This window comes from Streptomyces sp. NBC_00273 (genome assembly GCF_036178145.1).
Classification (GTDB): Bacteria; Actinomycetota; Actinomycetes; order Streptomycetales; family Streptomycetaceae; genus Streptomyces.
On record NZ_CP108067.1, the window covers coordinates 5,282,709 to 5,305,374 of the forward strand.

The following is a 22,666-nucleotide window of genomic DNA, read 5'->3' on the forward strand; positions in this document are numbered from 1 at the left end:
TGTGAAAGCGATCGGATCTACCTAGGCTTGAATTGGGCGGATCGGAGGTGCTCATGTTGAATGAGGGGAATTCCGAGTGGCGTGATAATTTTATTGCCGCCAGCCCGGATGGTGTTGAGATTCTTGACGCCAGCTCGGCCCAGGATATCGTAAGCGGATGGACTCCTGAAGATGACACCAGGAGCGATCACGTTTATCGATATTTTTCGGCGCGAAATCAAGCGCAGTGGATGAACACCGAGGACGGGAAAAGTGCTTCTAAGGGTTACGTCAAGGCTATGAGTGTGGCCGCGGCCGCTTTCATCGTCTGCCTCTGCGGAGCTGCTCTCGCTCTAATCTTCAAGGCTGGCTGGCCCGTGGGCCTCCTGATTTTCGGTGCTGGCCTGCTCATCTGCTACGCATGCTTGATGATCGGACGCTATAGGTATGAGCATGCGCGGGAAGCGGCCCGAGCTGCGTCAGATCTTGGCCACGCTCGCGGAGGTGAAGTGAGCTCCAGATGGCTGAGAGATCTTGACCTTCAAAACCTTATCGAGATCAATAGAGCGCAGATGAAGGTGTACCAGGAGCTCACCACGAGGCAAGCCAAGATTGCCTCGCATAGTTGCTGGGCGGCAACGGTCTGCGGATTCGCAATGTTGGTTACTGGAGCCTTTATTTCTCTAAGGGTCGCAACCGATCCGGCGGCGCAGGTCGTTGTGGGTTCATTGACGGTCATTGGGACTGGTGTATCGGCTTACATTGGCAAGACATTCTTCGCGGCTCAGAAGCTAGCGATGGATCAGTTGAACCTTTACTACCGTCAGCCGCTAGTGACCAGCTATGTACTTCAAGCTGAGCGATTGACAAACAGGCTTGAGGAGGGGAGTAGTAAGCAACACGACATGGTTGAGGGTGTAGTTAAGCGGGTGTTGGCCGCGGCCCGAAATGCTTATGAGGGGGGCCAGATCAAGCGTTCAGATGACGAAGAGGCCAGCGCTAGGGAATAAGGCTGGGGTGTGCCTTCCCTTGGAGGGGAATCCTTTGCGCCGCAGTTCGGGTTGTTGTGCTGCGACCCGCGCAGCGTGCTTCGTTGCGGTGTCGGATGTCAGCCTGCTCTGTAGAACCGATCTTCCAGTCCGGCCCCTGCCTGTGTGACATCAGCCGCTGACATCAACATCGGCGGACATCCACGGACGTCACGCAATCTCAGTGACCAGCCAGACGTGCATCTGCCGAGGGCGGTGCCAGTGTGTGTGGGAGCGGCACGCGCCTACAGATCAGAAGGTTGCAGGTTCGAATCCTGCCGAGTGCACAGCAAGGCTGAGGCCCCCAGGAGAAATCCTGGGGGCCTCAGTCGTATGTCCTGACGGCCCGCCGTCTCCTCCTTGATGGGGACGGGGTCCCCCGGAGGATGTCAGGGGTGGGATGGCTCTGGCGGGGGACGTGGGCGAGGGGCTTGCCTCGGTACGGTTTGTGGAGATCGTTCGAAGCCGGGAATCCGGAGCTGGAAAACGGGGGCACTCATGGGACTGTTCGGGAATGCGCACACCGTCGACCCCGTGTCGGCGCAGCGGGACTACGCGCGGCTGCTGGGGCAGGGGGAGCAGGTCCACGCCGCGTACCTGCTGATCCGGGACACGATCCTGTTCACCGACCGGCGGCTGGTGCTCGTCGACAAGCAGGGGATCACGGGGAAGAAGGTGGAGTACCACTCCATCCCGTACCGGAGCATCACGCACTTCTCCGTCGAGACCGCCGGGCACTTCGATCTCGACGCCGAGCTCAAGATATGGATATCCGGCAGCTCGGCGCCGATCGAGAAGACCTTCACCAAGGGCGTCGACATCTACGAGGTGCAGGCGATCCTGACCCAGTTCGTCGCCCGGTAGGCGGCCCGGCCCTCAGAGGACCCGGGGCAGGCCCGTCACCGACATCACCAGGGAGTAGAGGGATGTGGTGGCGGTGATGAAGAGGCGGTTGTTCTTGGGGCCGCCGAAGGCGATGTTCGAGACCGGTTCGGGGACGCGGAGGCGGCCGATCAGGGTGCCGTCCGCGGCGTAGCACTGGACGCCGTTCTCCATGGCGGCCGCCCACAGTCGCCCCTCGTCATCGAAGCGGATGTTGTCGACCCCGGGGCAGGCGGCAAAGACGCGGTCGTCGGTGAGGGTGCCGTCGTCGGCAACTTTGAAGGCGCGGATGTGGCCGGCCCGGCTGTCCGCGGCGTACAGCTCGCTCTCGTCGGGGGAGAAGACCAGGCCGTTGGGGCCGAGGAAGCCGTCGGCGACGGTCCGGACCTCGCCCGTCGAGGGGTCGGCCCGGTAGAGGTTGCAGGCGCCGATCTCGCTGGGTGCGCGGTGGCCCTCGTAGTCGCTGGTGATGCCGAAGTCCGGGTCGGAGAACCAGATGGAGCCGTCCGAGCGGACGACCGCGTCGTTCGGGCTGTTGAGCCGCTTGCCGTCGATGCGGTCGGCGATCACGGTCAGGCTGCCGTCGGGTTCGGTGCGGGTGACGCGCCGGTTGCCTTGTTCACAGGTGATCAGGCGGCCTTCGCGGTCCAGGGTGTTGCCGTTGGAGTGGCCGGCCGGGGAGCGGAAGACGGAGACCGCGCCGGTCGCCTCGTCCCAGCGCAGCATCCGGTCGTTGGGGATGTCGCTCCACACCAGTTGCCGCCAGGCGGGCAGGTAGAGCGGGCCCTCCGCCCAGCGACAGTCGTCGTGGAGCCGATCCAGCCGGGCGTCGCCGTTGGCGCAGCGGCCGGTCTGGAAGCGCTCGTCCAGAATCTCGTACAAGGCGAGGTCGGCTATGGCAGACATGATTCCCCCTGGAAGAGTCACGCCGAATCCTGTTCGGCCTGGAGGTGAGATTGCAGGATCAGGTACCGTCTTCGCAAGGGTCGACAGGCCCATGAGAGGAAGATTGCGTGGACGACATCGACCGTGCGCTCGTCCTGCGCCTGCAGCAGGACGCCGGCCAGTCGTACGCCGCTCTCGGCACGGCCGTCGGGCTCTCGGCGGGGGCCACCCACGAGCGGGTGCGGAAACTGCGCGAACGCGGGGTGATCCGGCGGACCACCGTCGACGTCGACCCGGCGGCCGTCGGCAGCGGAGTCCTGGCCTACGTGATGGTCGACTCCAATGCCTGGATGGGCGAGTCCGGTGCCGACTTCGCAGCGATCCCCGAGATCCAGGAGGCGCACATCATCGCGGGCAGTGCGTCCTTGCTGGTCAAGGTGCGTACGGCCTCGACCGAACAACTGCAGGACGTGCTGCGCCGCCTCTACGCCATCGACGGGGTCAGCGGTACGCACGCCACCGTCGTCCTGGACACCTTCTTCGAGCGGCCGCTCCCGCTGTGACCTGGTGGTGCACCGGGATCCGGTGGAAGGACGGCCGCCCCGCCATCGGGTGGTACGGGGAGGGGCGCGGCGAGCGGTTGAGCGAGCTCGCGTACGGGCAGCGGATCGCCTTCGCGGCACGCGGGGAGCGGCACTGCCTCGGTGTGCGGCGGGCCGGGAAACGGACGCCCTGCCCCACCGCGGATACCGTGCCGGGCCGTGCCGGGAACGCGCAGTGCCCCGAGTGCGCCCGCCTCGACCGGTCGTTCTCCGTGGCGGCCGACACCAACGCCGCTGATCCGCGCACCTATCGGGTCTACCTGGCCTGGTTCGGTCCCGGCATGGTCAAGGTCGGGATCACGGCCGAGGAGCGCGGCTCGGCCCGGCTGCTGGAGCAGGGGGCGGTGGCCTGGGCCTGGCTCGGGCGCGGTCCGCTGATGGCCACCCGGCGCACCGAGGAGCTGCTGCGGGCGGCGCTCGGGGTGCCCGACCGGATCGCGTACGCCCGTAAGCGCGGCGTACGGGCCCATTTGCCGACCGCGCCCGAGCGGGCCCGGGAGGTCGTCGAGCTGCACGCACGGGCGGCGGCGCTGCCCGGGTGGCCGGAGTCGCTGGAGCGGGTGGAGTGCGAAGTGGTCGACCACGCGGGGGCGTTCGGGCTGGACGCCCTGCCGGGCCTGCCCGGGCCGGCGCGGGTGCTCACCGAGATGGTGTCCGGCGGGTCCGTCGTGGGCCGGCTCGCGGGCGCGGCCGGTCCTGATCTGCACCTCGCGGACGGACTCGTGGTGGACACCCGACTGTTGGCGGGCTGGGAGCTCACCGCCCCGGGGGACGAGGCCGTGACCTCCGTCCCGACCGCGCCGATCCCGTCCGCCTCCGCGGCTCCCGCCGAGCAGGGCGGGCTGTTCTGACACCGCTGGAAGGAGGTGCGGCCCAGGGCGCTGAGCACGGAGCGGGGCACGGAGCGAGGCACGGCTTGGATCATGGCGGCCATGGTCAAAACTTGGATCCCTTTGGCCTTCCGGGGCCGATTCCGGTGGACATGCCGGGGGCGCCCCGCCGAGGGTGTTCGACATGAGCATTCAGCCGGTACCGGCCTTCGAACCGCCTTACGTCATGGCCGTTTTCAGCAACATCCGCACCGACGACGACAGCGGATACCCCGAGACCCTCGCGCGGATGAAGGAGATCGTCGGGACGAACCCGGGATACCTCGGCTACGAGACCGCGCGTACCCCCGGAGGCCTCGGCATCACCGTCGCCTACTTCCGCGACCACGAGTCCCTCACCGCGTGGCGCGAGGACCTGGAGCACCAGGCGGCCATGAAGCAGGGCCGCTCCGACTGGTACGAGAGCTACACCCTGCACGTCGCGACCGTCGAGCGGAGTCACGGCTTTGTCCGCAACGGCTGAGGCGGTCCGCGCCTTCCGTGAGCGGCTCGGGCTGCCCGGACTGGTCGACGTCCACACCCACTTCATGCCCGAGCGGGTCCTGGACAAGGTGTGGGACTACTTCGACGCGGTCGGTCCCCTGACCGGCGTCGAGTGGCCCATCACCTACCGGCACGAGGAGGAGCAGCGCGTCGCGCTCCTGCGGGAGTTCGGGGTCCGGGCCTTCACCGCCATGCTCTACCCGCACAAACCGGCGATGGCCGCCTGGCTCAACGCATGGTCCGCCGATTTCGCCGCCCGCACCCCCGACTGCCTGCAGACCGCGACCTTCTTCCCGGAGGAGGGCGTGAGCGCGTACGTCCGCCAGGCCGTCGAGTCCGGAGCCCGGATCTTCAAGTCACACCTCCAGGTCGGCGGCTACGACCCGAACGACGACCGGCTCGACCCCGTCTGGGGGCTGCTGGCCGAGGCCGGCCTCCCGATCGTGATCCACTGCGCGTCCGGCCCCGTCCCGGGCAAGCACACCGGACCCGAGCCGATCGCCCGGCTGCTGGCCCGCCATCCGAGGCTGCCGCTGGTCATTGCCCACATGGGCATGCCCGAGTACACCGATTTCCTCGACCTCGCCGACCGGTACGCCGAGGTGCGCCTGGACACCACGATGGCCTTCACCGACTTCTCCGAGCAGATGTACGGTTTCCCGCCCGGGGACCTCGGACGTCTCGTGGACCTCGGCGACCGGATCCTCCTCGGCACCGACTTCCCGAACATCCCCTACCCGTACGAGCACCAGCTCGTCGCGCTCGAACGGCTCGGCCTCGGCGACGACTGGCTGCGGGCGGTCTGCCACGACAACGGCGCCCGGCTGTTCCGCCTCGACGGCTGACCCCCAGGCCCCGTTCCGCTCCGGTCCCGCTCCGGCTCCGTTTCGCCCCGGTCCTGCCCCGGCTCCGTTCCGCCCGGCCCCGGTGTCCAGTACCGGCGTCCTGCCCCTCCTCGCGGAAGCCCTTTCTCAGGAAATTCACAGATTGGCACAAGAACGCTCTCAGAGGCACGGGACAGCGTGTCCGGTATGACTGCGACGACCACCTCCCATGCGTCCACGTCCACCAACCACCCGACGGCCCTGGTGCGGCCCGACGGCGGCCCCTGCCGGGTACTCGTCGTCGACGACGAGGCCTCGCTCTCCGAGCTGCTGTCCATGGCCCTGCGCTACGAGGGCTGCGAGGTCCGCACCGCCGGCGACGGTGCGGGCGCGGTGCGGGCGGCGCGGGAGTTCCGGCCCGACGTGGTCATCCTCGACGTCATGCTGCCCGACATGGACGGCCTGGCCGTCCTCGGGCGCCTGCGCCGGGAGATCCCCCAGGTTCCCGTGCTGTTCCTGACCGCCAAGGACTCGTTGGAGGACCGGATCGCGGGCCTCACGGCGGGCGGCGACGACTACGTCACCAAGCCCTTCAGCCTGGAGGAGGTCGTGGCCCGGCTGCGCGGCCTGGTCCGGCGCTCCGGCGCGGCGCAGGCCGCACGCGGCGGTTCGGTGCTGGCCGTCGGCGATCTGCGGCTGGACGAGGACAGCCACGAGGTGGTGCGGGGCGGCCAGGAGATCCACCTGACCGCCACCGAGTTCGAGCTGCTGCGCTACCTGATGCGCAACCCCCGCCGCGTGCTGAGCAAGGCGCAGATCCTGGACCGGGTGTGGTCCTACGACTTCGGCGGCCAGGCCAACGTGGTCGAGCTCTACATCTCCTACCTGCGCAGGAAGCTGGAGAGCGGCCCCGGTCTGCCCAGGATGATCCACACGCGCCGCGGCGCCGGTTACCTGATCAAGCCGGGAGAGTAGTGGCACTCCGCAGGAACCGGCGGCCGCGTGGCCGCCGGCCCTGGTCGCTGCGCACCCGGCTCGTCGTCTCGGCGGTGGCGCTGATCGCCGTGGTGGGTGCCGCCATCGGGACCGTCACCACCTTCGCCCTGCGCTCGTACCTGGTCACCGAGCTCGACGACCAGCTGAAGGCTTCCGTGCGGATGGCCGTCCGGGCGCCCGGCGCGAAGCCGGCCCGGGAGAACAGCGCCGGCTTCGTCATGGCTCCCGGCAGCCCGCTCGACGCCGCCGGGATCCGGCTCGATCCCGCCGGGACCGTCCTCGGGACGGCCCGCAACGTCCGCGCCGAGGGATGGTCGGTCGACCAGCCGCCGCCGCTGACCGAGGCCCAGGGCAAAGCCCTCGCCGAGGCCGCGCGGAAGTCCGCGCAGGGTACGCCCGGGCCGGTGGACGCGGAGCTCCCCGGTCTCGGCAGCTACCGGGTGCTGATCTCCCACGACGGGAGCCTCGCCCTCGGCTTCTCGCTGAGCGACGTCGATTCCACCGTGCGCACCCTGATCGGCGTGGAGCTCTGCGTCACGCTCGCCGGGCTGATCGCGGCCTCCCTCGCCGGTCAGGCCCTGGTCGGGGTCGCCCTGCGCCCGCTGCGCCGGGTGGCCGCCACCGCCACCCGGGTCTCCGAACTGCCCCTGCACAAGGGCGAGCCCGCCCTCCACGAGCGGGTACCGGACGCCGAGGCCGATCCTCGTACGGAAGTGGGCCAGGTCGGCGCGGCCCTCAACCGGATGCTGGGCCATGTCTCCTCCGCCCTCACCGCCCGCCAGGAGAGCGAGATGCGGGTCCGGCAGTTCGTCGCCGATGCCAGCCACGAGCTGCGCACCCCGCTGGCCTCCATCCGCGGCTACGCCGAACTGACCCGACGGGGACGGGAGGAACCCGGCCCCGATACCCGGCATGCCCTGGGACGGATCGAGTCCGAGGCCACCCGGATGACCGGCCTGGTCGAAGACCTGCTGCTGTTGGCCCGGCTCGACGCGGGCCGTCCGTTGCCCACCGGCGACTCCGACACCGACCTGGCCCCGCTCGTGATCGACGCCGTCAGTGACGCCCGGGCCGCGGGGCCCGAACACCACTGGCGCCTGAACCTGCCCGACGAGCCGGCACCGATCCGGGCCGACCCGGCACGGATGCAGCAGGTCCTGGTGAACCTGCTGGCCAATGCCCGTACCCACACCCCACCGGGGACCACCGTCACCGCGCATGTTTCACGTGAAACATCCGCCGTCCGGCTGCGGATCGAGGACGACGGGCCCGGAATCGCGCCCGACCTGCTCCCTCACGTCTTCGAGCGCTTCGCCCGCGGTGACGCGTCCCGTTCCCGCGCGGCGGGTTCCACCGGACTCGGGCTGGCCATCGTCCAGGCCGTGGTCACGGCGCACGGCGGGCGGGTCGGCGTACGGAGCGAGCCCGGACGGACCTGCTTCGAGGTCCTGTTGCCGCACGCAGAGGCGGAGGCGTTCGGCGCCGGTACGGACTCACAGGCAGGGCACAGGCTCAGCACACAGAGGTGACAGGGCGCCCGGCGAATGTCGGAACATGCGAACCGACACCTCTCTCGGAGCCCTCCCGGCACGGGCGCCCCTCGCGCCCGTGCCCGGTGAGCCCGTCCTCGACGTGGTGATCCCCGTCTTCAACGAGGAGAAGGACCTCGGCCCGTGCGTCCGCAGACTGCACGAGCACCTCAGCCGGACCTTCCCCTATCCCTTCCGGATCACGGTCGCCGACAACGCGAGCACCGACCGTACCCCTGAGGTCGCGCGTGGGCTCGCCGCAGCACTGGACGGCGTACGCAGCACACGCCTGGAGGAGAAGGGCCGGGGCAGGGCCCTGCGCCAGGTGTGGTCCGGTTCCGACGCCCCCGTCCTCGCCTACATGGACGTGGACCTCTCCACCGACCTCAACGCCCTGCTGCCGCTGGTCGCACCGCTGATCTCCGGCCACTCCGACCTCGCCATCGGCACCCGCCTGGCCCGGTCCTCACGGGTGGTGCGCGGAGCGAAGCGGGAGTTCATCTCGCGCGCCTACAACCTCCTCCTGCGGTCCTCCCTCGCCGCCCGGTTCAGCGACGCGCAGTGCGGATTCAAGGCGATCCGGCGCGAGGTCGCCGAGCGGCTGCTGCCGTTGGTGGAGGACACGGGCTGGTTCTTCGACACCGAACTGCTCGTACTCGCCGAACGGGCCGGGCTGCGGATCCACGAAGTGCCGGTGGACTGGGTCGACGACCCCGACTCCACCGTCCACATCGTCCGGACCGCCACCGAGGACCTCAAGGGCGTCTGGCGCGTGGGCCGGGCACTGGCCGTCGGCGCGCTCCCGCTGGACCGGCTCGCCCGCCCCTTCGGCGACGATCCGCGCGACCGCGCCGCACTGCCCGGAGTGGAAGGCGGACTCGCCCGCCAACTGCTCGGCTTCTGCGCCGTCGGAGCGCTGTCCACCGTGCTCTACCTGCTCCTTTACTCCGCCTTCCGCGCCGGGACCGGCCCGCAGTTCGCCAACGGCGCCGCACTGCTGCTCTCCGCGCTCGCCAACACCGCCGCCAACCGCCGGCTCACCTTCGGGGTGCGCGGCCGGGACCGGGCCGTGCGCCACCAGGCCCAGGGGCTCGTGGTGTTCGGCATCGGGCTGGCCCTCACCAGCGGCTCCCTCGCCGCGCTCGGGGCGGCCACCGCCGATCCCGCGCACAGCACCGAACTGGCCGTGTTGATCACAGCCAACCTCGCGGCCACCGTGCTGCGCTTCCTGCTCTTCCGCGCCTGGGTCTTTCCCGAGCGGCGCGACACTCCCGTGAAGGACGACATCCGATGACCACGGCAGCACCCTCGCTCTTCCCGGTCCCCGAGGCCCGCGCCGGTACCAGCCGCCGCGCGGCGGTCGACCGCCCCCGCTGGGAACTCCCCTCCCTCGCCGGACTGCTGATCGCCACTGCCGTCCTGCTCCTGTGGGACCTCGGCTCCTCCGGCTACGCCAACTCCTTCTACTCCGCCGCCGTGCAGGCGGGCAGCGAGAGCTGGAAGGCCTTCTTCTTCGGCTCCTCCGACGCCGGCAACTCCATCACCGTCGACAAGCCCCCGGCGGCCCTGTGGCCGATGATGCTGTCCGTCCGGCTCTTCGGGCTCGGCTCCTGGCAGATCCTCGTACCGCAGGCCCTGATGGGCGTCGCGACCACCGGTGTGCTGTACGCCGCCGTGCGCCGCCAGTTCGGTCCCGGGGCCGGGCTGCTGAGCGGCGCCGCCTTCGCGCTGACACCCGTCGCCGCGCTGATGTTCCGCTTCAACAACCCCGACGCGCTGCTGACCCTGCTGCTGACCGTCACCGTGTACTGCGTGCTGCGCGCCCTCGACGGGGCCCGCACCCAGTGGCTGGTCTGGGCCGGGGTGGCGGTCGGCTTCGCCTTCCTCACCAAGACCCTTCAGGCCTTCGTCATCCTGCCGCCGCTGGCCCTCCTGTACGCCGTCTGCGCGCCCACCCGGCTGCGCAAGCGGCTCGGCCAATTGCTGCTCGCGGGGCTCGCGATGGTGGTGGCCGGCGGCTGGTGGGTCGCCGTCGTCGAACTGTGGCCGGCCGCCTCCCGCCCGTACATCGGCGGCTCGCAGGACAACTCCTTCCTGGAGCTGACCCTCGGCTACAACGGCCTCGGCCGGATCAACGGCAACGAGACCGGCAGCGTCGGCGGCGGCCGGGGCGGCGCCGGTGGCGGCGGAGGCTGGGGCGAGACCGGCATCGACCGGCTCTTCTCGGGCAACATCGGCGGGCAGATCGCCTGGCTGCTCCCGGCGGCCCTGATCCTGCTGGTGGCCGGTCTGGCGGTCACCTGGCGGGCCCGCCGGGCCACCGACTCCCTGGAGGGCATGGCCCGGGCGGCGTTCCTGGCCTGGGGCGGCTCGATGCTGATCACCGCGGTCGTCTTCAGCTACATGCAGGGCATCTTCCACGAGTACTACACCGTGGCGCTGGCGCCGTTCGTGGCGGCGCTGATCGGCATGGGGGCCGCGGTGCTGTGGGAGGAGCGGGGCGGCAAGGCCGCCGCGATCACCCTGTCCGGCACGCTCGCCCTGACGGCGGTCTGGTCGTTCGTGCTGCTCGGCCGCGCCACCGGCTACCTGCCGTGGCTGCGCTGGGCGGTCCTGGTGGGCGGGCTGCTCGCCGCGGCCGCGCTGCCGTTCGCTGCGCAGGCTGGGCGCCGGGCGCTGCAGGCCACGGCGGCGCTGGGCGTGGCGGCGGCGCTGGCCGGGCCGTTCGCGTACTGCCTGACCACCGTGAGCACCGCGCACACCGGCTCGATCGTGACCGCCGGACCGGCGGTGGCGGGCGGCCGGGGCGGCCCCGGCGGGATGATGGGCGGCCCCAGTGGACCGGGTGGCACGGGCCGGTTCGGTGAGATGGTCCAGGGCGGGCAGGGCCGCCAGGGCGGGATGCCGAACGGCGGCCGACAGGGTGGCGGGCAGCAGGGCGGTATGCCGCCGCAGGGTGCGATGCCTCAGGGCGGGATGCCTCAGGGCGCGATGCCCCCGGGCGGGACGGCCCCGGGCGGAACGCCGCAAGGCCAGGACGGACGTGGTGGCGAGCGGTTCGGTGGCGGTGGCCAGGGCGGTCCGGGCGGCCTGCTGAACGGCGCCCGGGTGAACGCGGAGGCCAAGAAGGCCCTCACCACCGACGCTGACGAGTACACCTGGGCGGCGGCCGCGATCGGTTCCCAGAACGCGGCGAGCTACCAACTGGCCTCCGGGGTGCCCGTCATGCCGATCGGCGGCTTCAACGGCAGCGACCCCTCGCCGACCCTGGAGCAGTTCCAGAAGTACGTGCGGGACGGGAAGATCCACTGGTTCATCGGCCAGAGCACCGGCGCCGGCGGCGCCGAGGGCGGCATGCCCGGGGGCGGCGGTCGGGGCGGCGCCGGCGGCGGTCCGGGTGGTCCGGGCGGCGGCACCAGCACGGAGATCGAGACCTGGATCAAGGCCAACTTCAAGGAGACCACGGTCGGCGGAGCCACCTTCTACGACCTGACGGCCCCGACGGCCTGATCCTGCCCGATCGGCAGGACACCCCCTAGCATCAAGAGGGCGGATCGGGCATTCCGGACCGATCCGCCTGGCGTGAGGAGGGTGCCTGCATGGTGACCGCGGCCGATCCCGGCGAGACCCGGACCAGCGTGTGGCTGGCCGCCAAGCCTGCCGCACCCGCCCGGCGCCGCAGCGAGGCACCCTCCGGGCTGGACCGGGACCGGATCACCACCGCCACCGTTCGGCTGCTCGACGCCGACGGGCTGGCCCGGTTCTCGATGCGGCGGCTCGCCGCCGCGCTCGGGGTGACCGCGATGTCCCTGTACTGGTACGTGGACGCCAAGCAGGACCTGCTCGAACTCGCCCTCGACCGCGCGTTCGGCGAGCTGAGGCCGCCGACCGCAGTCGCCGAGGGTGCGGTGGAGGGCGGTGGGACGGGTTGGCCGGGCCAGCTGCAGGCGCTGGCCCGCGGCTACCGGCGGGTGCTGGCCGACCACCCGTGGGTGGCTCCGCTCACCGCCGCGTTCCCGAACATCGGCCCGCACGCGCGGGCCTTCGACGCCGCCCTCCAGCGGCTGTTGGACGCCACCGGCCTGGTGGACGCCGCACGGACCGGCGCCCACCTGGCCGTCTCGCAGTTCCTGCACGGATGCGGCGGGACGGTCCGGCGGGCGCCGGAGGGCGACTTCTGCCTCGCGCTCGACGTCCTGATCGCGGGCATCGAGGCCAAGGCGCCGACAGGTGGGGCGCCGACAGGTCGGGCGCCGACTAGGCCTTGATGACGGCCTCGGCGGGGGCCGCCTCGTTCGAGGCCGCGGCCGGAGCGTGGGCCGCCGGCTTCGACTTCAGGGCGACCTCCTTGATGAACACCACCAGGACCAGGCCGAGCAGCGCGAACGGGGCGGCGTAGAGGAAGACGTCGCCGACGCCGTGCCCGTACGCGGACTCGATGACCTCGCGGACCGGCGCGGGCAGCTTGTCCAGGTCGGGGATCCCGCCCCCGGCGGTGCCGCCGTGGCCCAGGGCCGCGGCCTTCGGGCCGAGGGCGGCGAGGCCGTCCTGGACGTAGTGGGTGACCCGGTTGGCCATGACCGCGCCCAGCGCCGAGACGCCCATGGCGCCGCCGAGGGAGCGGAAGAAGGTGACGACCGAGCTGGCCGCGCCCAGGTCCTCGGGGGCCACCTGGTTCTGGGTGGCGAGGACGAGGTTCTGCATCATCATGCCGAGACCGAGGCCGGTCACCGCCATGTAGATCGCGATGTGCCAGTAGGGGGTGTCGTAGCGGAGGGTGCCGAGCAGACCCAGACCGGCCGTCAACAGGACGCCGCCGGAGACGAGCCAGGCCTTCCACTTGCCGGTCTTGGTGATCACCTGACCGGAAAGGGTGGACGAGACGAAGAGGCCGGCGATCATCGGAATCGTGAGGATTCCGGACATCGTCGGGGACTCACCGCGGGCCAACTGGAAGAACTGGCTGAAAAACACGGTCCCCGAGAACATCGCGATGCCCACGAACAGGGAGGCCGCCGAGGCCAGGCTGATGGTCTTGTTGCGGAACAGCCGCAGCGGGATGATCGGGTCGCTCGCGCGGGACTCTACGAGGAGGAAGAGCAGGCCGAGCACGAGCGCGCCGCCCGTCATCGCCCAGGTCTGCCAGGAGATCCACGCGTAGGAGTCACCGGCCTGCGTGACCCAGATCAGCAGCAGCGAGACGGCGCCGCTGATCAGGAAGGCGCCCAGCCAGTCGACCTTGACGTCGCGGCGCACGACCGGGAGGTGCAGGGTGCGCTGGAGCACGATCAGCGCGATGATCGCGAACGGCACGCCGACGTAGAAGCACCAGCGCCAGCCCAGCCACTCGGTGTCGGTGATGACACCGCCCAGCAGCGGGCCGCCGACGGTGGCGACGGCGAAGACCGCGCCGAGGTAGCCGCTGTACCGGCCGCGCTCGCGCGGGGAGATCATCGCGGCCATCACGATCTGCGCCAGGGCGGACAGGCCGCCGACGCCGATGCCCTGGACCACGCGGCAGGCGATCAGCGTGCCGGTGTTCTGGGACAGGCCCGCGACCACGGAGCCGAGGACGTAGATCACGAGGGATATCTGGACCAGCAGCTTCTTGCTGAAGAGGTCGGACAGCTTGCCCCACAGCGGGGTGGCGGCCGTCATCGACAGCAGGGCGGCGGTGACCACCCAGGTGTACGAGGACTGGGTGCCGCCGAGGTCGCTGATGATCTGGGGGAGGGCGTTGGAGACGATCGTGGACGACAGGATCGCCACGAACATGCCGAGCATCAGCCCGGACAGCGCCTTCATGATCTGCGGGTGGGTCATGGTCACGGAGGTGTCCGTGGATGCGGATGGGGTGTCGGTCGTCGTCTCCGACTGGGCCATGTCTTTCCTTACCTCTAGAAGCTCGATCGGAGTCGGGCCAGCAGGGTGTTGAGTACGTCGATGTCCTGGGGGGACCAGTCGGGGAGGGCTCTTTCCAGCGAGGCCGTGCAGCGGGCGCCGATCTCGGCGAGGAGCGCCCGGCCGGCCGGGGTGAGCCGCAGGATCCGGCAGCGCCCATCGCCCGGGTCGGTCTCGCGCTCGATCCAGCCGCGGTCGGCGATGTGCGTGACGTGCCGGCTGGTCACCGAGATGTCGACCCCCATGAACTCGGTCAGCCGGCTCAGCCGCATCTCCCCGTGCCGGTCGAGCAGGGTGAGGACGACGGCGGCGCCGGGCGGGCAGTCCGGGGGCAGGCTGCGGGCGAGCTCGCGCTTGACCGCGCCGATTCCGGTGAGCTGGCGGGCCAGCTCCGCGTACGCAGCGGTCGGAGCGGTCGGAGTGACCGAGCCAGCCGGAGCAGGCGGAGTGACCGGGCCTGCCGGAGCTGCCGGAGCCAGCGGCGCGGTCGGGGTGCTCTGCAAGGTCGGAGCGGTCTGAGCGGTCACCGGTTCCCCCATCTTGTTGCTTGAGGCAACCATAGAAGCATATGGTTGCTACAGGCAAATGAATCCGGGGGGTGGGGCGGTAAAGGAATCGGAAAACCGGCTAGGGTCCTGCTCCATGGCTGACAACCACAACTCACAGGTCCCCGAGGGCAACTACGACCCCGCGGGCAGCACGCAGATGTTCAAGGCCTTCGTCGAGGAGGCCGCGCCCGCACGCCAGGCGGGTCCGGGAGCCCGTCAGCAGCGGCGCGCCGAGCAGCAGGCCCGGTCCTCGAACTCGACCGTGAAGATCGGACTGATCGTCGCGCTGGTCCTCGTGATCGGCGCGGCCGCCTGGGTGGTCATGCGCTGACGGCGCCCGGCGCGGGCCGGGCGGCGCAGGACTCAGCTCCAGGTCGCGGTGACCTTCTGGGTGTCCACGTGCATGCCCAGCGGCACCCGCCAGGACTCCACGCACACCGTGTAGGTCTGCGCCTTCGAGGCCCCGCCCGCCACGGGTGCCGGCAGGGGCTGGCTCGTGGTGATCGTGGCCCAGTCGACGCCGAGGGCGCCGATGACGTGCGTCGCGAAGCTCACCGTGCCCGAACGGGCCGGGGTGGTTCCGGTGTTGGTGAAGGTCACGGTGACCCGCTCGCACCAGCGGTCGGCCGCGGCCGCCCTGACCGGCGCGGACAGCGTCAGCCGGGCCGGTGTGGACGCGGGCGGGGCCGGTGGTGTCGTCCCGGGCCTGCCGGGCGGGCTCGTCGGGGTGCCCGGCGGGGTCGGTGACGTCGGCGAGGTCGGCGCGGTGGGTGTCGTCGGCGTGCCGGGGGTGCCGGGCTGCGGCGGGGTCCTGCCCGGCCCTGCGGAGGTGCCGGTGGCGCTTGCGGAGCCGCCGGGGCCCGTGGTCGTGGCTCCGCCCGGGGCGGAGCCACCAGAGGTCCCGGATCCCGCGGTACCGGTCGACGTACTGGAGGTCGTGGGCGACTGCGCGGCTCCGCCCGCCACGTCCGGGCCGCCGAGCTGCTGGAACTCCACCTGGCCCCGCGGCGCCACGTTCTCCCCCGCGCCCCGTTCGGGGCCGGGAGCCGCGGCGCCCACGGCGACGTAGCCGTCCCGCGCCGGGCCGCCGCAGCCGGTGAGGCCGGCGGCGGCCGTGCAACACAGGGCGAGCAGGGTGGTGGCGGTGGCCGCTCGCGCTCCCTTTCGCATCGCGCCAGTTTTCCTGACGGATCGTCAATTGGGAAGCGCGAGGCGCCGGATCACTCCCCGATGAGGCCCACGCGCAGTTGCGCGAGGGTGCGGGTCAGCAGCCGGGAGACGTGCATCTGGGAGATGCCGACCTCCTCGCCGATCTGCGACTGCGTCATGTTCGCGAAGAAGCGCAGCATGATGATCTGCCGTTCCCGGGGCGGGAGTTTGGCGAGCAGCGGCTTCAGGGACTCGCGGTACTCGACGCCCTCCAGCGCGGTGTCCTCGTAGCCGAGGCGGTCCGCGAGGGAGCCCTCGCCGCCCTCGTCCTCGGGGGAGGGCGAGTCGAGCGAGGAGGCGGTGTAGGCGTTGCCGACGGCGAGGCCGTCGACGACGTCCTCCTCCGACACCCCGAGCACGGCGGCGAGCTCCGGCACGGTCGGCGAGCGGTCCAGCTTCTGGGCGAGCTCGTCGCTGGCCTTGGTCAGCGCCAGGCGCAGTTCCTGGAGCCGGCGCGGGACGCGGACGGACCAGGAGGTGTCCCGGAAGAACCGTTTGATTTCGCCCACGACGGTCGGCATCGCGAACGTCGGGAACTCGACGCCGCGTTCGCAGTCGAAGCGGTCGATCGCCTTGATCAGGCCGATGGTGCCGACCTGGACGATGTCTTCCATCGGCTCGTTGCGGCTGCGGAACCGGGCGGCCGCGTAGCGCACGAGAGGCAGGTTCAGCTCGATCAGGGTGTCGCGTACGTAAGCCCGTTCGGGGCTGTCCGCGTCCAGGGCGGCGAGCCGCTGGAAGAGGGAGCGGGAGAGGGTCCGGGTGTCGATGGCTTCCGAGCGGTCGGACGCTGCAGGTGCTGTGGGCGCTGGAGCGCTCTTGACGAGCGTGAGCACCTTGGAGCTGCCCTGGTCTACGGACATGCCACCCCCTTGAGGTCGCGGACGGTCGCGTACTGCGCGCCCGTCGGAGGAACGCAGCCTCCACCTGAATACCGGAGGCGGGGCTGCGGCAAACGCGGTTCACGCAGAATGTCACATGTCGGCAACGCGCTGTAGCGCCATGTCGACATATATCTCCAGCGACAGAGGAGGGTAGAGGGCGATCAGCCCGATATGTCGGGAAACTTGTGAATGATCTCCACTCGTTCCGGTTACGCCTCGATCCTGTTTGCGGATCTCAGTCGGGCGAAGCTCCGGGCGAGGAGTCGGGAGACGTGCATCTGGGAGACGCCGAGCTCCATGCTGATCTGTGACTGCGTCAGATTGTTGTAGTACCGCAGGAGCAGGATCCGTTGCTCGCGTTCCGGCAGCTGTACGAGGAGGTGGCGGACGAGGTCGCGGTGCTCGACCCCGGCCAGCTCCGGGTCCTCGTAGCCGAGGCGGTCCAGCAGCCCGGGCATGCCGTCGCCCTCCTGGGCGGCCTCCAGGGAGGTCGCGTGGTAGCTGCGTCCGGCCTCGATGCAGGACAGCACCTCGTCCTCGGTGATGCGCAGCCGCTCGGCGATCTCGGCGGTGGTCGGGGTGCGGCCGTGGAGGGTCGTGAGGTCCTCGGTGGCGGCGTTGACCTGGACCCAGAGCTCGTGGAGGCGGCGCGGCACGTGGACGGTGCGGACGTTGTCGCGGAAGTACCGCTTGATCTCGCCCACGACGGTCGGCATCGCGAAGGTCGGGAACTGCACGCCCCGGTCCGGGTCGAACCGGTCGATGGCGTTGATCAGGCCGATGGTGCCGACCTGGACCACGTCCTCCATCGGCTCGTTGCGGCTGCGGAAGCGGGCGGCCGCGTACCGGACGAGCGGGAGGTTGGCTTCGATCAGGGCCCCGCGCACCCGGTTGTGCTCGCTGGTGCCCGGCTGGAGGCCCTTCAGTTGGCCGAAGAGGACCTGGGTGAGCGCCCGGGTGTCCGCGCCCCTGCTCGGGGGCCTCGGCGCGACCGGGGGCTCCTCGGGCGGCTCCTGGCGGGGCTCCTGGCGGTGTTCCCGCTGGGGCTCCGATTGGGGCGGCACCTGGGGGTCCTGCTGGGGTGGCACTTGAGGCGCAGTACTGGCCGGCACGGTCACGCCACCCCTTCAGTCATCTCATCCATCAAAAGCGGTCATAGCATCACAAGAGATGTGCACTGTGTGCAAGCACCGTATATCGCCGTGTTGACGGCAAGTTGGGCATATCAGGGCAATACGCCCGGTGGTGGGTATACAAAAGCCCCCCACCCGTCGGAGTGGGGGGCCGGAAGTCCGGGAACCGCTTCAGCGTACGGGTCAGCGCACCAGTTCGGTCATGAACTCGCCGATGCCGGAGGCGGCATCCGATATCCCCTGGAAGCCTATTTCCACGATCTCGGCCGCGCGCTTCGGCTGGGTGATGATCACGAAGAGGGCGAACACGGTGAGGGCACCCGTGATGAGCTTCTTGGTGTCCACGTGCGGGCGGCCTCCCCAACCGGTCCGAGCAAGTCGGGTGAGTCTAACCGGTCAAGATTGGACACTCACCTGTCCTTTAAGGACCAATGGCCCGGTACTCCGGGTCCTTTGCCCTGGAGCGTGCGGTCGCGGCGGGCGCAGGATGGGGGTGAGCCCACCGGTTCTGGCAGGAAACCGGTGGGTGAGGGACAGGGCCTCACTGCGGGGTCCGGGCCGCGAGCTTCCCCCTGACCGCGGCCCGGACCGGCAGGTCCGTCCTCGTCGGGGGAAGTGGCTTGTCCCCCGACGCCACTTCCCCCGTGCCACGTGTCGAAGGTCCCGACTCCGGTCGGGGCCTTCTTCGCGTTGCCCCCGTACGCCCCTGCGACCCCAGCGCCTGCGTGCGGGGGCCGCAGGGGCGTACGGGGGCTCGGGCGCGCTCGGGGGCGTACAGGGGGCGTACGAGGGGCGCACGGGGGCGGTCGGCCCCCGTGACTACTCCAGGCCGCCGGCCAGGTCGGTGATGGGCTGCACGGGCGCGATGACGGGGGCCAGGTGGTTGGGCAGCTCCATCAGCGCGTTGAGTTGGTTCGCCCCGGCGCTGAGCTGTGACCCGATCTCCTGGACCGACGTGGGCTGCGCCCCGGCCGGCATCCCCGGGGCGGCCGCCGGCAGGTCCGGCAGGGTGAGGGGGGAGATCGGGGCGGCCGAGGCGGCGGGTGCGGCGAGGCCCGCGGCGGCCCCCGCGAGGGCGATGGCGGCGAGCATGCGCTGGGTCTTGGTCATGCCGTGACAACGGCCGAAGGGGCGGGCGGTCACGCGGGTGTCCTCCGGAGAGGCGATCGGATACGCCGAGAGCCCCGACCCTTGCGGGGCGGGGCTCTCGATCGAAGCGGTAGTGGAGGGATTTGAACCCCCGATGGGTTGCCCCATACTCGCTTTCGAGGCGAGCTCCTTCGGCCACTCGGACACACTACCGAGATGGATCCTAGCCTAAGGAACCCCATCCGCTGAAATCGGTAGGTCCGGGGGCGTCTGGGCGGCCCTAAGCAGGCCTTTTCCGGACCGTGGACCTTGGACCTAGGCCGGTGGACCTTGGAACCCAGGTGCCGAGTGCCGAGTGCCGTGGCGGGTGGTGGGTGACGAGCTCAGGCCGGTCCGGGCGGTACGGGCGGTCCGCCGGCTCAGAGGTCGCGGAAGAAGTCCGTCAGCTGCCGCGCGCACGCGTCGGCCAGGACGCCGCGGACCACCTCGGGCCGGTGGTTGAGCCTGCGGTCCCGTACGAGGTCCCACAGCGACCCGGCGGCGCCCGCCTTCTCGTCGTCCGCGCCGTAGACGACCCGGGCGACGCGCGACTGGACGAGCGCGCCCGCGCACATGACGCACGGCTCCAGGGTCACCACGAGGGTGCACCCCGGAAGGCGCCATTCCCCGAGCTCGGCGGCCGCCCGGCGCAGTGCCACGACCTCGGCGTGCGCGGTGGGGTCGCCGGTCGCCTCGCGTTCGTTGTACCCGGTGGCGAGGATCCGCCCGTCCGGGCCCAGCACGACGGCTCCGACCGGCACATCGCCGGCCGGCACCGCCCGGGCGGCCTCCTGGAGCGCCAGGCGCATGGAGTCCCGCCACGGGTCCCGTACGGGATCGGGCTCGTCGGTGTTCGCGGGGAGCACTAGCGGACGGCCTCCAGGACCTCGGTGGCGCCGAGGGAGTCGGCGATCTCCGAGAGGGCGTCCCCGTCCAGGGTCATCAGTTGTTTGTTGGTCACCCCGAGATCGTCCAGCAGCCGGGGGTCACCGAGCGGACCGGCCGGTACCGGTTCCGCACCGGTCCCGCCCGCCTCGTCCTCGTCGGCATCCTCGTCCGTGAACGCGGCGACGGCATCCTCCTCGCCGTCCTCGGTGCCGTCCAGGTCCAGGTCGTCGAGTTCGTCGTCCTCCTCGTCGCTGCCCAGCAGCTCTTTGGTCAGCATCGAGCCGTAGGAGCTGCGGGCGGCCGCGGAGGCGTTCGATACGAAGTACCGCGGGTCCTCCTCGCCGTCCACGCGGACGACGCCGAACCAGGCGTCCTCCTGCTCGATGAGGGCGACCACCGTGTCGTCGTCGACAGCGGCGGACCGGGCGAGATCGATCAGATCACTGAGGGACTCGACGTCGTCGAGTTCCATGTCGCTCGCTTCCCACCCGTCTTCGGTGCGCGCGAGCAGTGCGGCGAAATACACCGTGACTCTCCCACTGGTCTTAGGCGTGCCGGTTGGAGGTCCCCCCGGCCGGAGGTTGGGGCACAGCGGCCGTGCTGCTCGCCGTCCGTACCCCGCCCAATCGGCATCGTGGCAGAAACAGCGGCTTTGCGAGAGGTCTTCCGCGCTTGCGTCGTGCCGCGCCGTGTACCGGCAGGGGCTGTACGGGGTTGCGGCGCGGGGGCGGCGGGGGCGTGGGGAGGGGTGTGGGGCGGGTGGTGCGGCCCGGACGTGTCGCGGCGTGCCGGGGCCCGGATCACCAGCGGAAGGTGCGCATGCGCATCTGCTGGCGCATACGGGCCGCTCGGGCGCGGCGGGGCTGGACGCGATCGCGCAGCTCGCGCGCCTCCATCAGGTCGCGCAGGAATTGCGCGCGGCGTGCTCGGCGCTGCGCCGCGGTCTCCGGCACCTCGTCCTTCGGCTGCCTGTCGGGCATCGGCCACCACCTGGCTGGTCGGTCGTCCCCCCCTGCACCCACCTTCCCCCGGACGGCTCGTTTGATGCCACCCCGCCGCAGGTCAGACGTCGTCCTTGAGGGTCGGGACCACCGCCACCGGTCCGTGCGCGTGGTGGAGCACCGCATGGGCCACCGAGCCGATCGCCAGCGACATGGCGGTGCGCCGCGGGTGGTGGCGGCCCACCACGACCAGTGCTGCCGCGCGGGAGGCGATGACCAGCCGGCCCGCCGGGTCCCCGGGCACCGCGGCCTGCTCGACCGGGACGTCCGGAAACCGCTCGCGCAGCGGCGCCAGCCGCTCCGTCTGGGACCGCAGCATCTCCCGTTCGGCCGGTACGCCGTCCCCCTCGTCGGCCAGCCCTTCCGGCGGGATCACCGCGAAGGGGCTGTCGATCACCAGGGTCGGCGAGGGCGGGATGGCGTACGCGGAGACCACCTGGACGGTGGTCCCCCGCACGGCGGCCTCGGTGAAGGCGAAGGTCAGTACGTCCTCGGGCGTCTCGGAGGCGTGCAGCCCGAGCACCACCCGCCCGGCCGACTGCTGGGCGTCCGCGTCGGCGTCCGCGTCCGCGTCGGCTTCGGGGGCGGCCCCGGGGGCGGCGCCGCGCTCCGCGTGCGGGACCACCACCACCGGGCAGGCGGCCGTGCTGGCCACGGCCCTGCTGCTCGAGCCGAGCAGCAGGCTGGCGAAGCCGCCGCGGCCCCGGGATCCCATCACCAGCATCCGGGCCTGCGAGCCGATCACCCGCAGCGCCTCGGGCACGGAGCCCTCCAGGGCCTCGTACGCGACCCCCTCGGGCAGCCCGGGGCCGTCGGCGCCGAGCAGGGACCGGACCCAGTCGCGTACGGGGTCGGGGATCTCCTGCGGCTCGGAGGCGTCGTGCAGCGAGGCCCGGCGCCCGGCGTACAACTGGGCGTGGTCGGGAAGTACATGGGCGACCAGCAGCCCGCAGCCGTGCCGGACGGCCTCCTTCCGTGCCCACTCCAGGGCCCGCAGGCTGTGTTCCGAACCGTCGACGGCCGCGATCACCGGTGTGTTGCTCATCCGTCCAGCCTGCTGGGCGTCCGCGCGGGTCGCATCCGCAAGGAAGCGGCGGGTCCGGCCGCCGCTTCGGACGCGAAGGAGCCGCGTCAGCGCGTAGCCTTTTGGGTGCAGGTCGCGTCGTGCGACCGTTTTTGCAGGTCGCAGGCTGAGTTTTGGAGGATGTTGTGCGTTTGCAGGTCGTCGATCACCCCTTGGTGGCGCACAAACTCACCACCCTGCGCGACAAGCGCACCGACTCCGCCACCTTCCGGCGCCTCGCCGACGAGCTGGTGACCCTGCTCGCGTACGAGGCCACCCGGGACGTGCGCACGGAGCAGGCCGACATCGAGACCCCGGTCGCCCCGACCACCGGCGTGAAGCTCTCGGCCCCCCGGCCGCTGATCGTTCCGATCCTGCGGGCGGGCCTGGGCATGCTGGACGGCATGGTGCGGCTGCTGCCGACCGCCGAGGTGGGCTTCATGGGCATGGTCCGCAACGAGGAGACCCTGGAGGCCTCCACGTACGCGACGCGCATGCCGGAGGACCTCTCGGGTCGCCAGGTCTACGTCGTCGACCCGATGCTCGCCACCGGCGGCACGCTGGTCGCGGCGATCCAGGAGCTGATCAAGCGCGGCGCCGACGACGTCACGGCCGTGGTGCTGCTGGCCGCGCCCGAGGGCGTCGAGATCATGGAGCGCGAGCTGGCGGGCACGCCGGTGACGGTGGTGACGGCCGCGGTGGACGAGCGGCTCAACGAGCACGGCTACATCGTGCCGGGCCTGGGTGACGCAGGCGACCGGATGTACGGCTCGGCGGAGTAGAGCGCACGGCGGAGTGGAGCCGCGCAACGGT

The 22,666-nt window shown here is 70.9% G+C and carries 25 protein-coding genes and 1 tRNA gene; 13 read left to right on the top strand and 13 right to left on the bottom strand.

Features of this window, described 5'->3' with window-relative positions; translation table 11 throughout:
* The first annotated feature begins 53 nt into the window (after nucleotides 1-53).
* Nucleotides 54-989 (top strand): hypothetical protein, encoded by a 936-nt coding sequence (locus OG386_RS23205; RefSeq protein WP_328789727.1) that lies wholly within the window; start codon nucleotides 54-56, stop codon nucleotides 987-989.
* Nucleotides 990-1,505: 516 nt separating this feature from the next.
* Nucleotides 1,506-1,871 carry a PH domain-containing protein gene (locus OG386_RS23210; RefSeq protein WP_327384463.1) on the top strand — a complete coding sequence of 122 codons (366 nt, stop codon included), beginning with the start codon at nucleotides 1,506-1,508 and terminating at the stop codon, nucleotides 1,869-1,871.
* A gap of 12 nt (nucleotides 1,872-1,883) precedes the next feature.
* On the opposite strand, the gene OG386_RS23215 is transcribed toward OG386_RS23210, so the two are convergent.
* Complete coding sequence (locus OG386_RS23215; protein ID WP_328789728.1) at nucleotides 1,884-2,795, bottom strand: SMP-30/gluconolactonase/LRE family protein; 912 nt, start codon at nucleotides 2,793-2,795, stop codon at nucleotides 1,884-1,886.
* Between the two features lie 107 nt (nucleotides 2,796-2,902).
* On the opposite strand from OG386_RS23215, the gene OG386_RS23220 reads away from it, so the two are divergent.
* The 9 genes from OG386_RS23220 (at nucleotide 2,903) to OG386_RS23260 (ending at nucleotide 12,366) form a co-directional block, all read left to right on the top strand.
* Nucleotides 2,903-3,337 carry an Lrp/AsnC family transcriptional regulator gene (locus OG386_RS23220; RefSeq protein WP_266594844.1) on the top strand — a complete coding sequence of 145 codons (435 nt, stop codon included), beginning with the start codon at nucleotides 2,903-2,905 and terminating at the stop codon, nucleotides 3,335-3,337.
* Entirely contained in the window at nucleotides 3,334-4,227 is an 894-nt protein-coding gene (locus tag OG386_RS23225; RefSeq protein WP_328789729.1) for a DUF2797 domain-containing protein, read from the top strand. Before OG386_RS23220 ends, OG386_RS23225 begins: the two co-directional genes overlap by 4 nt.
* Nucleotides 4,228-4,390: 163 nt before the next feature.
* Nucleotides 4,391-4,729, top strand: a complete 339-nt coding sequence (locus tag OG386_RS23230; protein WP_327384467.1) for an antibiotic biosynthesis monooxygenase family protein — start codon at nucleotides 4,391-4,393, stop codon at nucleotides 4,727-4,729.
* Nucleotides 4,713-5,594 carry an amidohydrolase family protein gene (locus OG386_RS23235; RefSeq protein WP_328789730.1) on the top strand — a complete coding sequence of 294 codons (882 nt, stop codon included), beginning with the start codon at nucleotides 4,713-4,715 and terminating at the stop codon, nucleotides 5,592-5,594. Before OG386_RS23230 ends, OG386_RS23235 begins: the two co-directional genes overlap by 17 nt.
* 186 nt (nucleotides 5,595-5,780) lie before the next feature.
* On the top strand, nucleotides 5,781-6,548 hold the full coding sequence (locus tag OG386_RS23240; RefSeq protein WP_328789731.1) for a response regulator transcription factor: 768 nt from the start codon (nucleotides 5,781-5,783) through the stop codon (nucleotides 6,546-6,548).
* A complete protein-coding gene (locus tag OG386_RS23245) occupies nucleotides 6,548-8,098 on the top strand; it encodes a sensor histidine kinase (protein WP_328789732.1) in 1,551 nt (516 codons plus the stop codon). The genes OG386_RS23240 and OG386_RS23245 overlap by 1 nt, the downstream gene beginning before the upstream one ends.
* Nucleotides 8,099-8,123: 25 nt before the next feature.
* Entirely contained in the window at nucleotides 8,124-9,392 is a 1,269-nt protein-coding gene (locus OG386_RS23250) for a bifunctional glycosyltransferase family 2/GtrA family protein (RefSeq protein ID WP_328789733.1), read from the top strand.
* Entirely contained in the window at nucleotides 9,389-11,608 is a 2,220-nt protein-coding gene (locus OG386_RS23255) for an ArnT family glycosyltransferase (protein ID WP_328789734.1), read from the top strand. Before OG386_RS23250 ends, OG386_RS23255 begins: the two co-directional genes overlap by 4 nt.
* A gap of 89 nt (nucleotides 11,609-11,697) precedes the next feature.
* Nucleotides 11,698-12,366, top strand: a complete 669-nt coding sequence (locus OG386_RS23260; protein ID WP_328789735.1) for a TetR/AcrR family transcriptional regulator — start codon at nucleotides 11,698-11,700, stop codon at nucleotides 12,364-12,366.
* Here the strand turns inward: OG386_RS23260 and OG386_RS23265 are convergent.
* Both OG386_RS23265 and OG386_RS23270 read right to left on the bottom strand, forming a co-directional pair.
* Nucleotides 12,356-13,981 (bottom strand): MDR family MFS transporter, encoded by a 1,626-nt coding sequence (locus OG386_RS23265; protein WP_328789736.1) that lies wholly within the window; start codon nucleotides 13,979-13,981, stop codon nucleotides 12,356-12,358. The genes OG386_RS23260 and OG386_RS23265 overlap by 11 nt on opposite strands.
* Before the next feature lie 14 nt (nucleotides 13,982-13,995).
* Nucleotides 13,996-14,388: a MarR family winged helix-turn-helix transcriptional regulator gene (locus OG386_RS23270; protein ID WP_328793322.1), complete on the bottom strand. Its 393-nt coding sequence runs from the start codon at nucleotides 14,386-14,388 to the stop codon at nucleotides 13,996-13,998.
* A gap of 253 nt (nucleotides 14,389-14,641) precedes the next feature.
* Between OG386_RS23270 and OG386_RS23275 the strand changes: the two genes are divergently transcribed.
* Nucleotides 14,642-14,878, top strand: coding sequence for a hypothetical protein (locus OG386_RS23275; RefSeq protein ID WP_328789737.1), 237 nt, complete (start codon nucleotides 14,642-14,644; stop codon nucleotides 14,876-14,878).
* A 32-nt stretch (nucleotides 14,879-14,910) separates the two neighbouring features.
* On the opposite strand, the gene OG386_RS23280 is transcribed toward OG386_RS23275, so the two are convergent.
* The 10 genes from OG386_RS23280 to OG386_RS23325 form a co-directional block, all read right to left on the bottom strand.
* A complete protein-coding gene (locus OG386_RS23280) occupies nucleotides 14,911-15,717 on the bottom strand; it encodes a hypothetical protein (RefSeq protein ID WP_328789738.1) in 807 nt (268 codons plus the stop codon).
* A gap of 50 nt (nucleotides 15,718-15,767) precedes the next feature.
* Nucleotides 15,768-16,619 (bottom strand): RNA polymerase sigma factor SigF, encoded by an 852-nt coding sequence (locus tag OG386_RS23285; RefSeq protein ID WP_030010611.1) that lies wholly within the window; start codon nucleotides 16,617-16,619, stop codon nucleotides 15,768-15,770.
* 230 nt (nucleotides 16,620-16,849) lie between these two features.
* On the bottom strand, nucleotides 16,850-17,704 hold the full coding sequence (locus OG386_RS23290; protein WP_328789739.1) for an RNA polymerase sigma factor SigF: 855 nt from the start codon (nucleotides 17,702-17,704) through the stop codon (nucleotides 16,850-16,852).
* A 252-nt stretch (nucleotides 17,705-17,956) separates the two neighbouring features.
* Complete coding sequence (locus OG386_RS23295) at nucleotides 17,957-18,118, bottom strand: hypothetical protein (RefSeq protein WP_167745563.1); 162 nt, start codon at nucleotides 18,116-18,118, stop codon at nucleotides 17,957-17,959.
* 474 nt (nucleotides 18,119-18,592) lie between these two features.
* Nucleotides 18,593-18,916: a hypothetical protein gene (locus tag OG386_RS23300; RefSeq protein WP_327384479.1), complete on the bottom strand. Its 324-nt coding sequence runs from the start codon at nucleotides 18,914-18,916 to the stop codon at nucleotides 18,593-18,595.
* Between the two features lie 74 nt (nucleotides 18,917-18,990).
* Nucleotides 18,991-19,075: transfer RNA gene (locus OG386_RS23305), tRNA-Ser, on the bottom strand.
* 206 nt (nucleotides 19,076-19,281) lie between these two features.
* A complete protein-coding gene (tadA, locus tag OG386_RS23310; protein WP_327388553.1) occupies nucleotides 19,282-19,710 on the bottom strand; it encodes a tRNA adenosine(34) deaminase TadA in 429 nt (142 codons plus the stop codon).
* 56 nt (nucleotides 19,711-19,766) lie between these two features.
* A complete protein-coding gene (locus tag OG386_RS23315; RefSeq protein WP_314243366.1) occupies nucleotides 19,767-20,315 on the bottom strand; it encodes a tRNA adenosine deaminase-associated protein in 549 nt (182 codons plus the stop codon).
* A 274-nt stretch (nucleotides 20,316-20,589) separates the two neighbouring features.
* Nucleotides 20,590-20,769 carry a hypothetical protein gene (locus tag OG386_RS23320; RefSeq protein ID WP_030768873.1) on the bottom strand — a complete coding sequence of 60 codons (180 nt, stop codon included), beginning with the start codon at nucleotides 20,767-20,769 and terminating at the stop codon, nucleotides 20,590-20,592.
* Between the two features lie 82 nt (nucleotides 20,770-20,851).
* Nucleotides 20,852-21,835: a universal stress protein gene (locus OG386_RS23325; protein ID WP_328789740.1), complete on the bottom strand. Its 984-nt coding sequence runs from the start codon at nucleotides 21,833-21,835 to the stop codon at nucleotides 20,852-20,854.
* Nucleotides 21,836-21,999: 164 nt separating this feature from the next.
* Between OG386_RS23325 and upp the strand changes: the two genes are divergently transcribed.
* Complete coding sequence (gene upp, locus OG386_RS23330) at nucleotides 22,000-22,635, top strand: uracil phosphoribosyltransferase (RefSeq protein WP_266594857.1); 636 nt, start codon at nucleotides 22,000-22,002, stop codon at nucleotides 22,633-22,635.
* Nucleotides 22,636-22,666: the final 31 nt, after the last annotated feature.

Coding starts and splice junctions, on each gene's coding strand:
- OG386_RS23205 (WP_328789727.1), top strand. CDS start 54: ATGTTGAATGAGGGGAATTCCGAGTGGCGTGATAATTTTATTGCCGCC.
- OG386_RS23320 (WP_030768873.1), bottom strand. CDS start 20,769: ATGCCCGACAGGCAGCCGAAGGACGAGGTGCCGGAGACCGCGGCGCAG.
- OG386_RS23280 (WP_328789738.1), bottom strand. CDS start 15,717: ATGCGAAAGGGAGCGCGAGCGGCCACCGCCACCACCCTGCTCGCCCTG.
- OG386_RS23255 (WP_328789734.1), top strand. CDS start 9,389: ATGACCACGGCAGCACCCTCGCTCTTCCCGGTCCCCGAGGCCCGCGCC.
- OG386_RS23250 (WP_328789733.1), top strand. CDS start 8,124: ATGCGAACCGACACCTCTCTCGGAGCCCTCCCGGCACGGGCGCCCCTC.
- OG386_RS23275 (WP_328789737.1), top strand. CDS start 14,642: ATGGCTGACAACCACAACTCACAGGTCCCCGAGGGCAACTACGACCCC.
- tadA (WP_327388553.1), bottom strand. CDS start 19,710: ATGCGCCTGGCGCTCCAGGAGGCCGCCCGGGCGGTGCCGGCCGGCGAT.
- OG386_RS23285 (WP_030010611.1), bottom strand. CDS start 16,619: ATGTCCGTAGACCAGGGCAGCTCCAAGGTGCTCACGCTCGTCAAGAGC.
- OG386_RS23215 (WP_328789728.1), bottom strand. CDS start 2,795: ATGTCTGCCATAGCCGACCTCGCCTTGTACGAGATTCTGGACGAGCGC.
- OG386_RS23240 (WP_328789731.1), top strand. CDS start 5,781: ATGACTGCGACGACCACCTCCCATGCGTCCACGTCCACCAACCACCCG.
- OG386_RS23210 (WP_327384463.1), top strand. CDS start 1,506: ATGGGACTGTTCGGGAATGCGCACACCGTCGACCCCGTGTCGGCGCAG.
- OG386_RS23260 (WP_328789735.1), top strand. CDS start 11,698: ATGGTGACCGCGGCCGATCCCGGCGAGACCCGGACCAGCGTGTGGCTG.
- OG386_RS23325 (WP_328789740.1), bottom strand. CDS start 21,835: ATGAGCAACACACCGGTGATCGCGGCCGTCGACGGTTCGGAACACAGC.
- OG386_RS23265 (WP_328789736.1), bottom strand. CDS start 13,981: ATGGCCCAGTCGGAGACGACGACCGACACCCCATCCGCATCCACGGAC.
- OG386_RS23230 (WP_327384467.1), top strand. CDS start 4,391: ATGAGCATTCAGCCGGTACCGGCCTTCGAACCGCCTTACGTCATGGCC.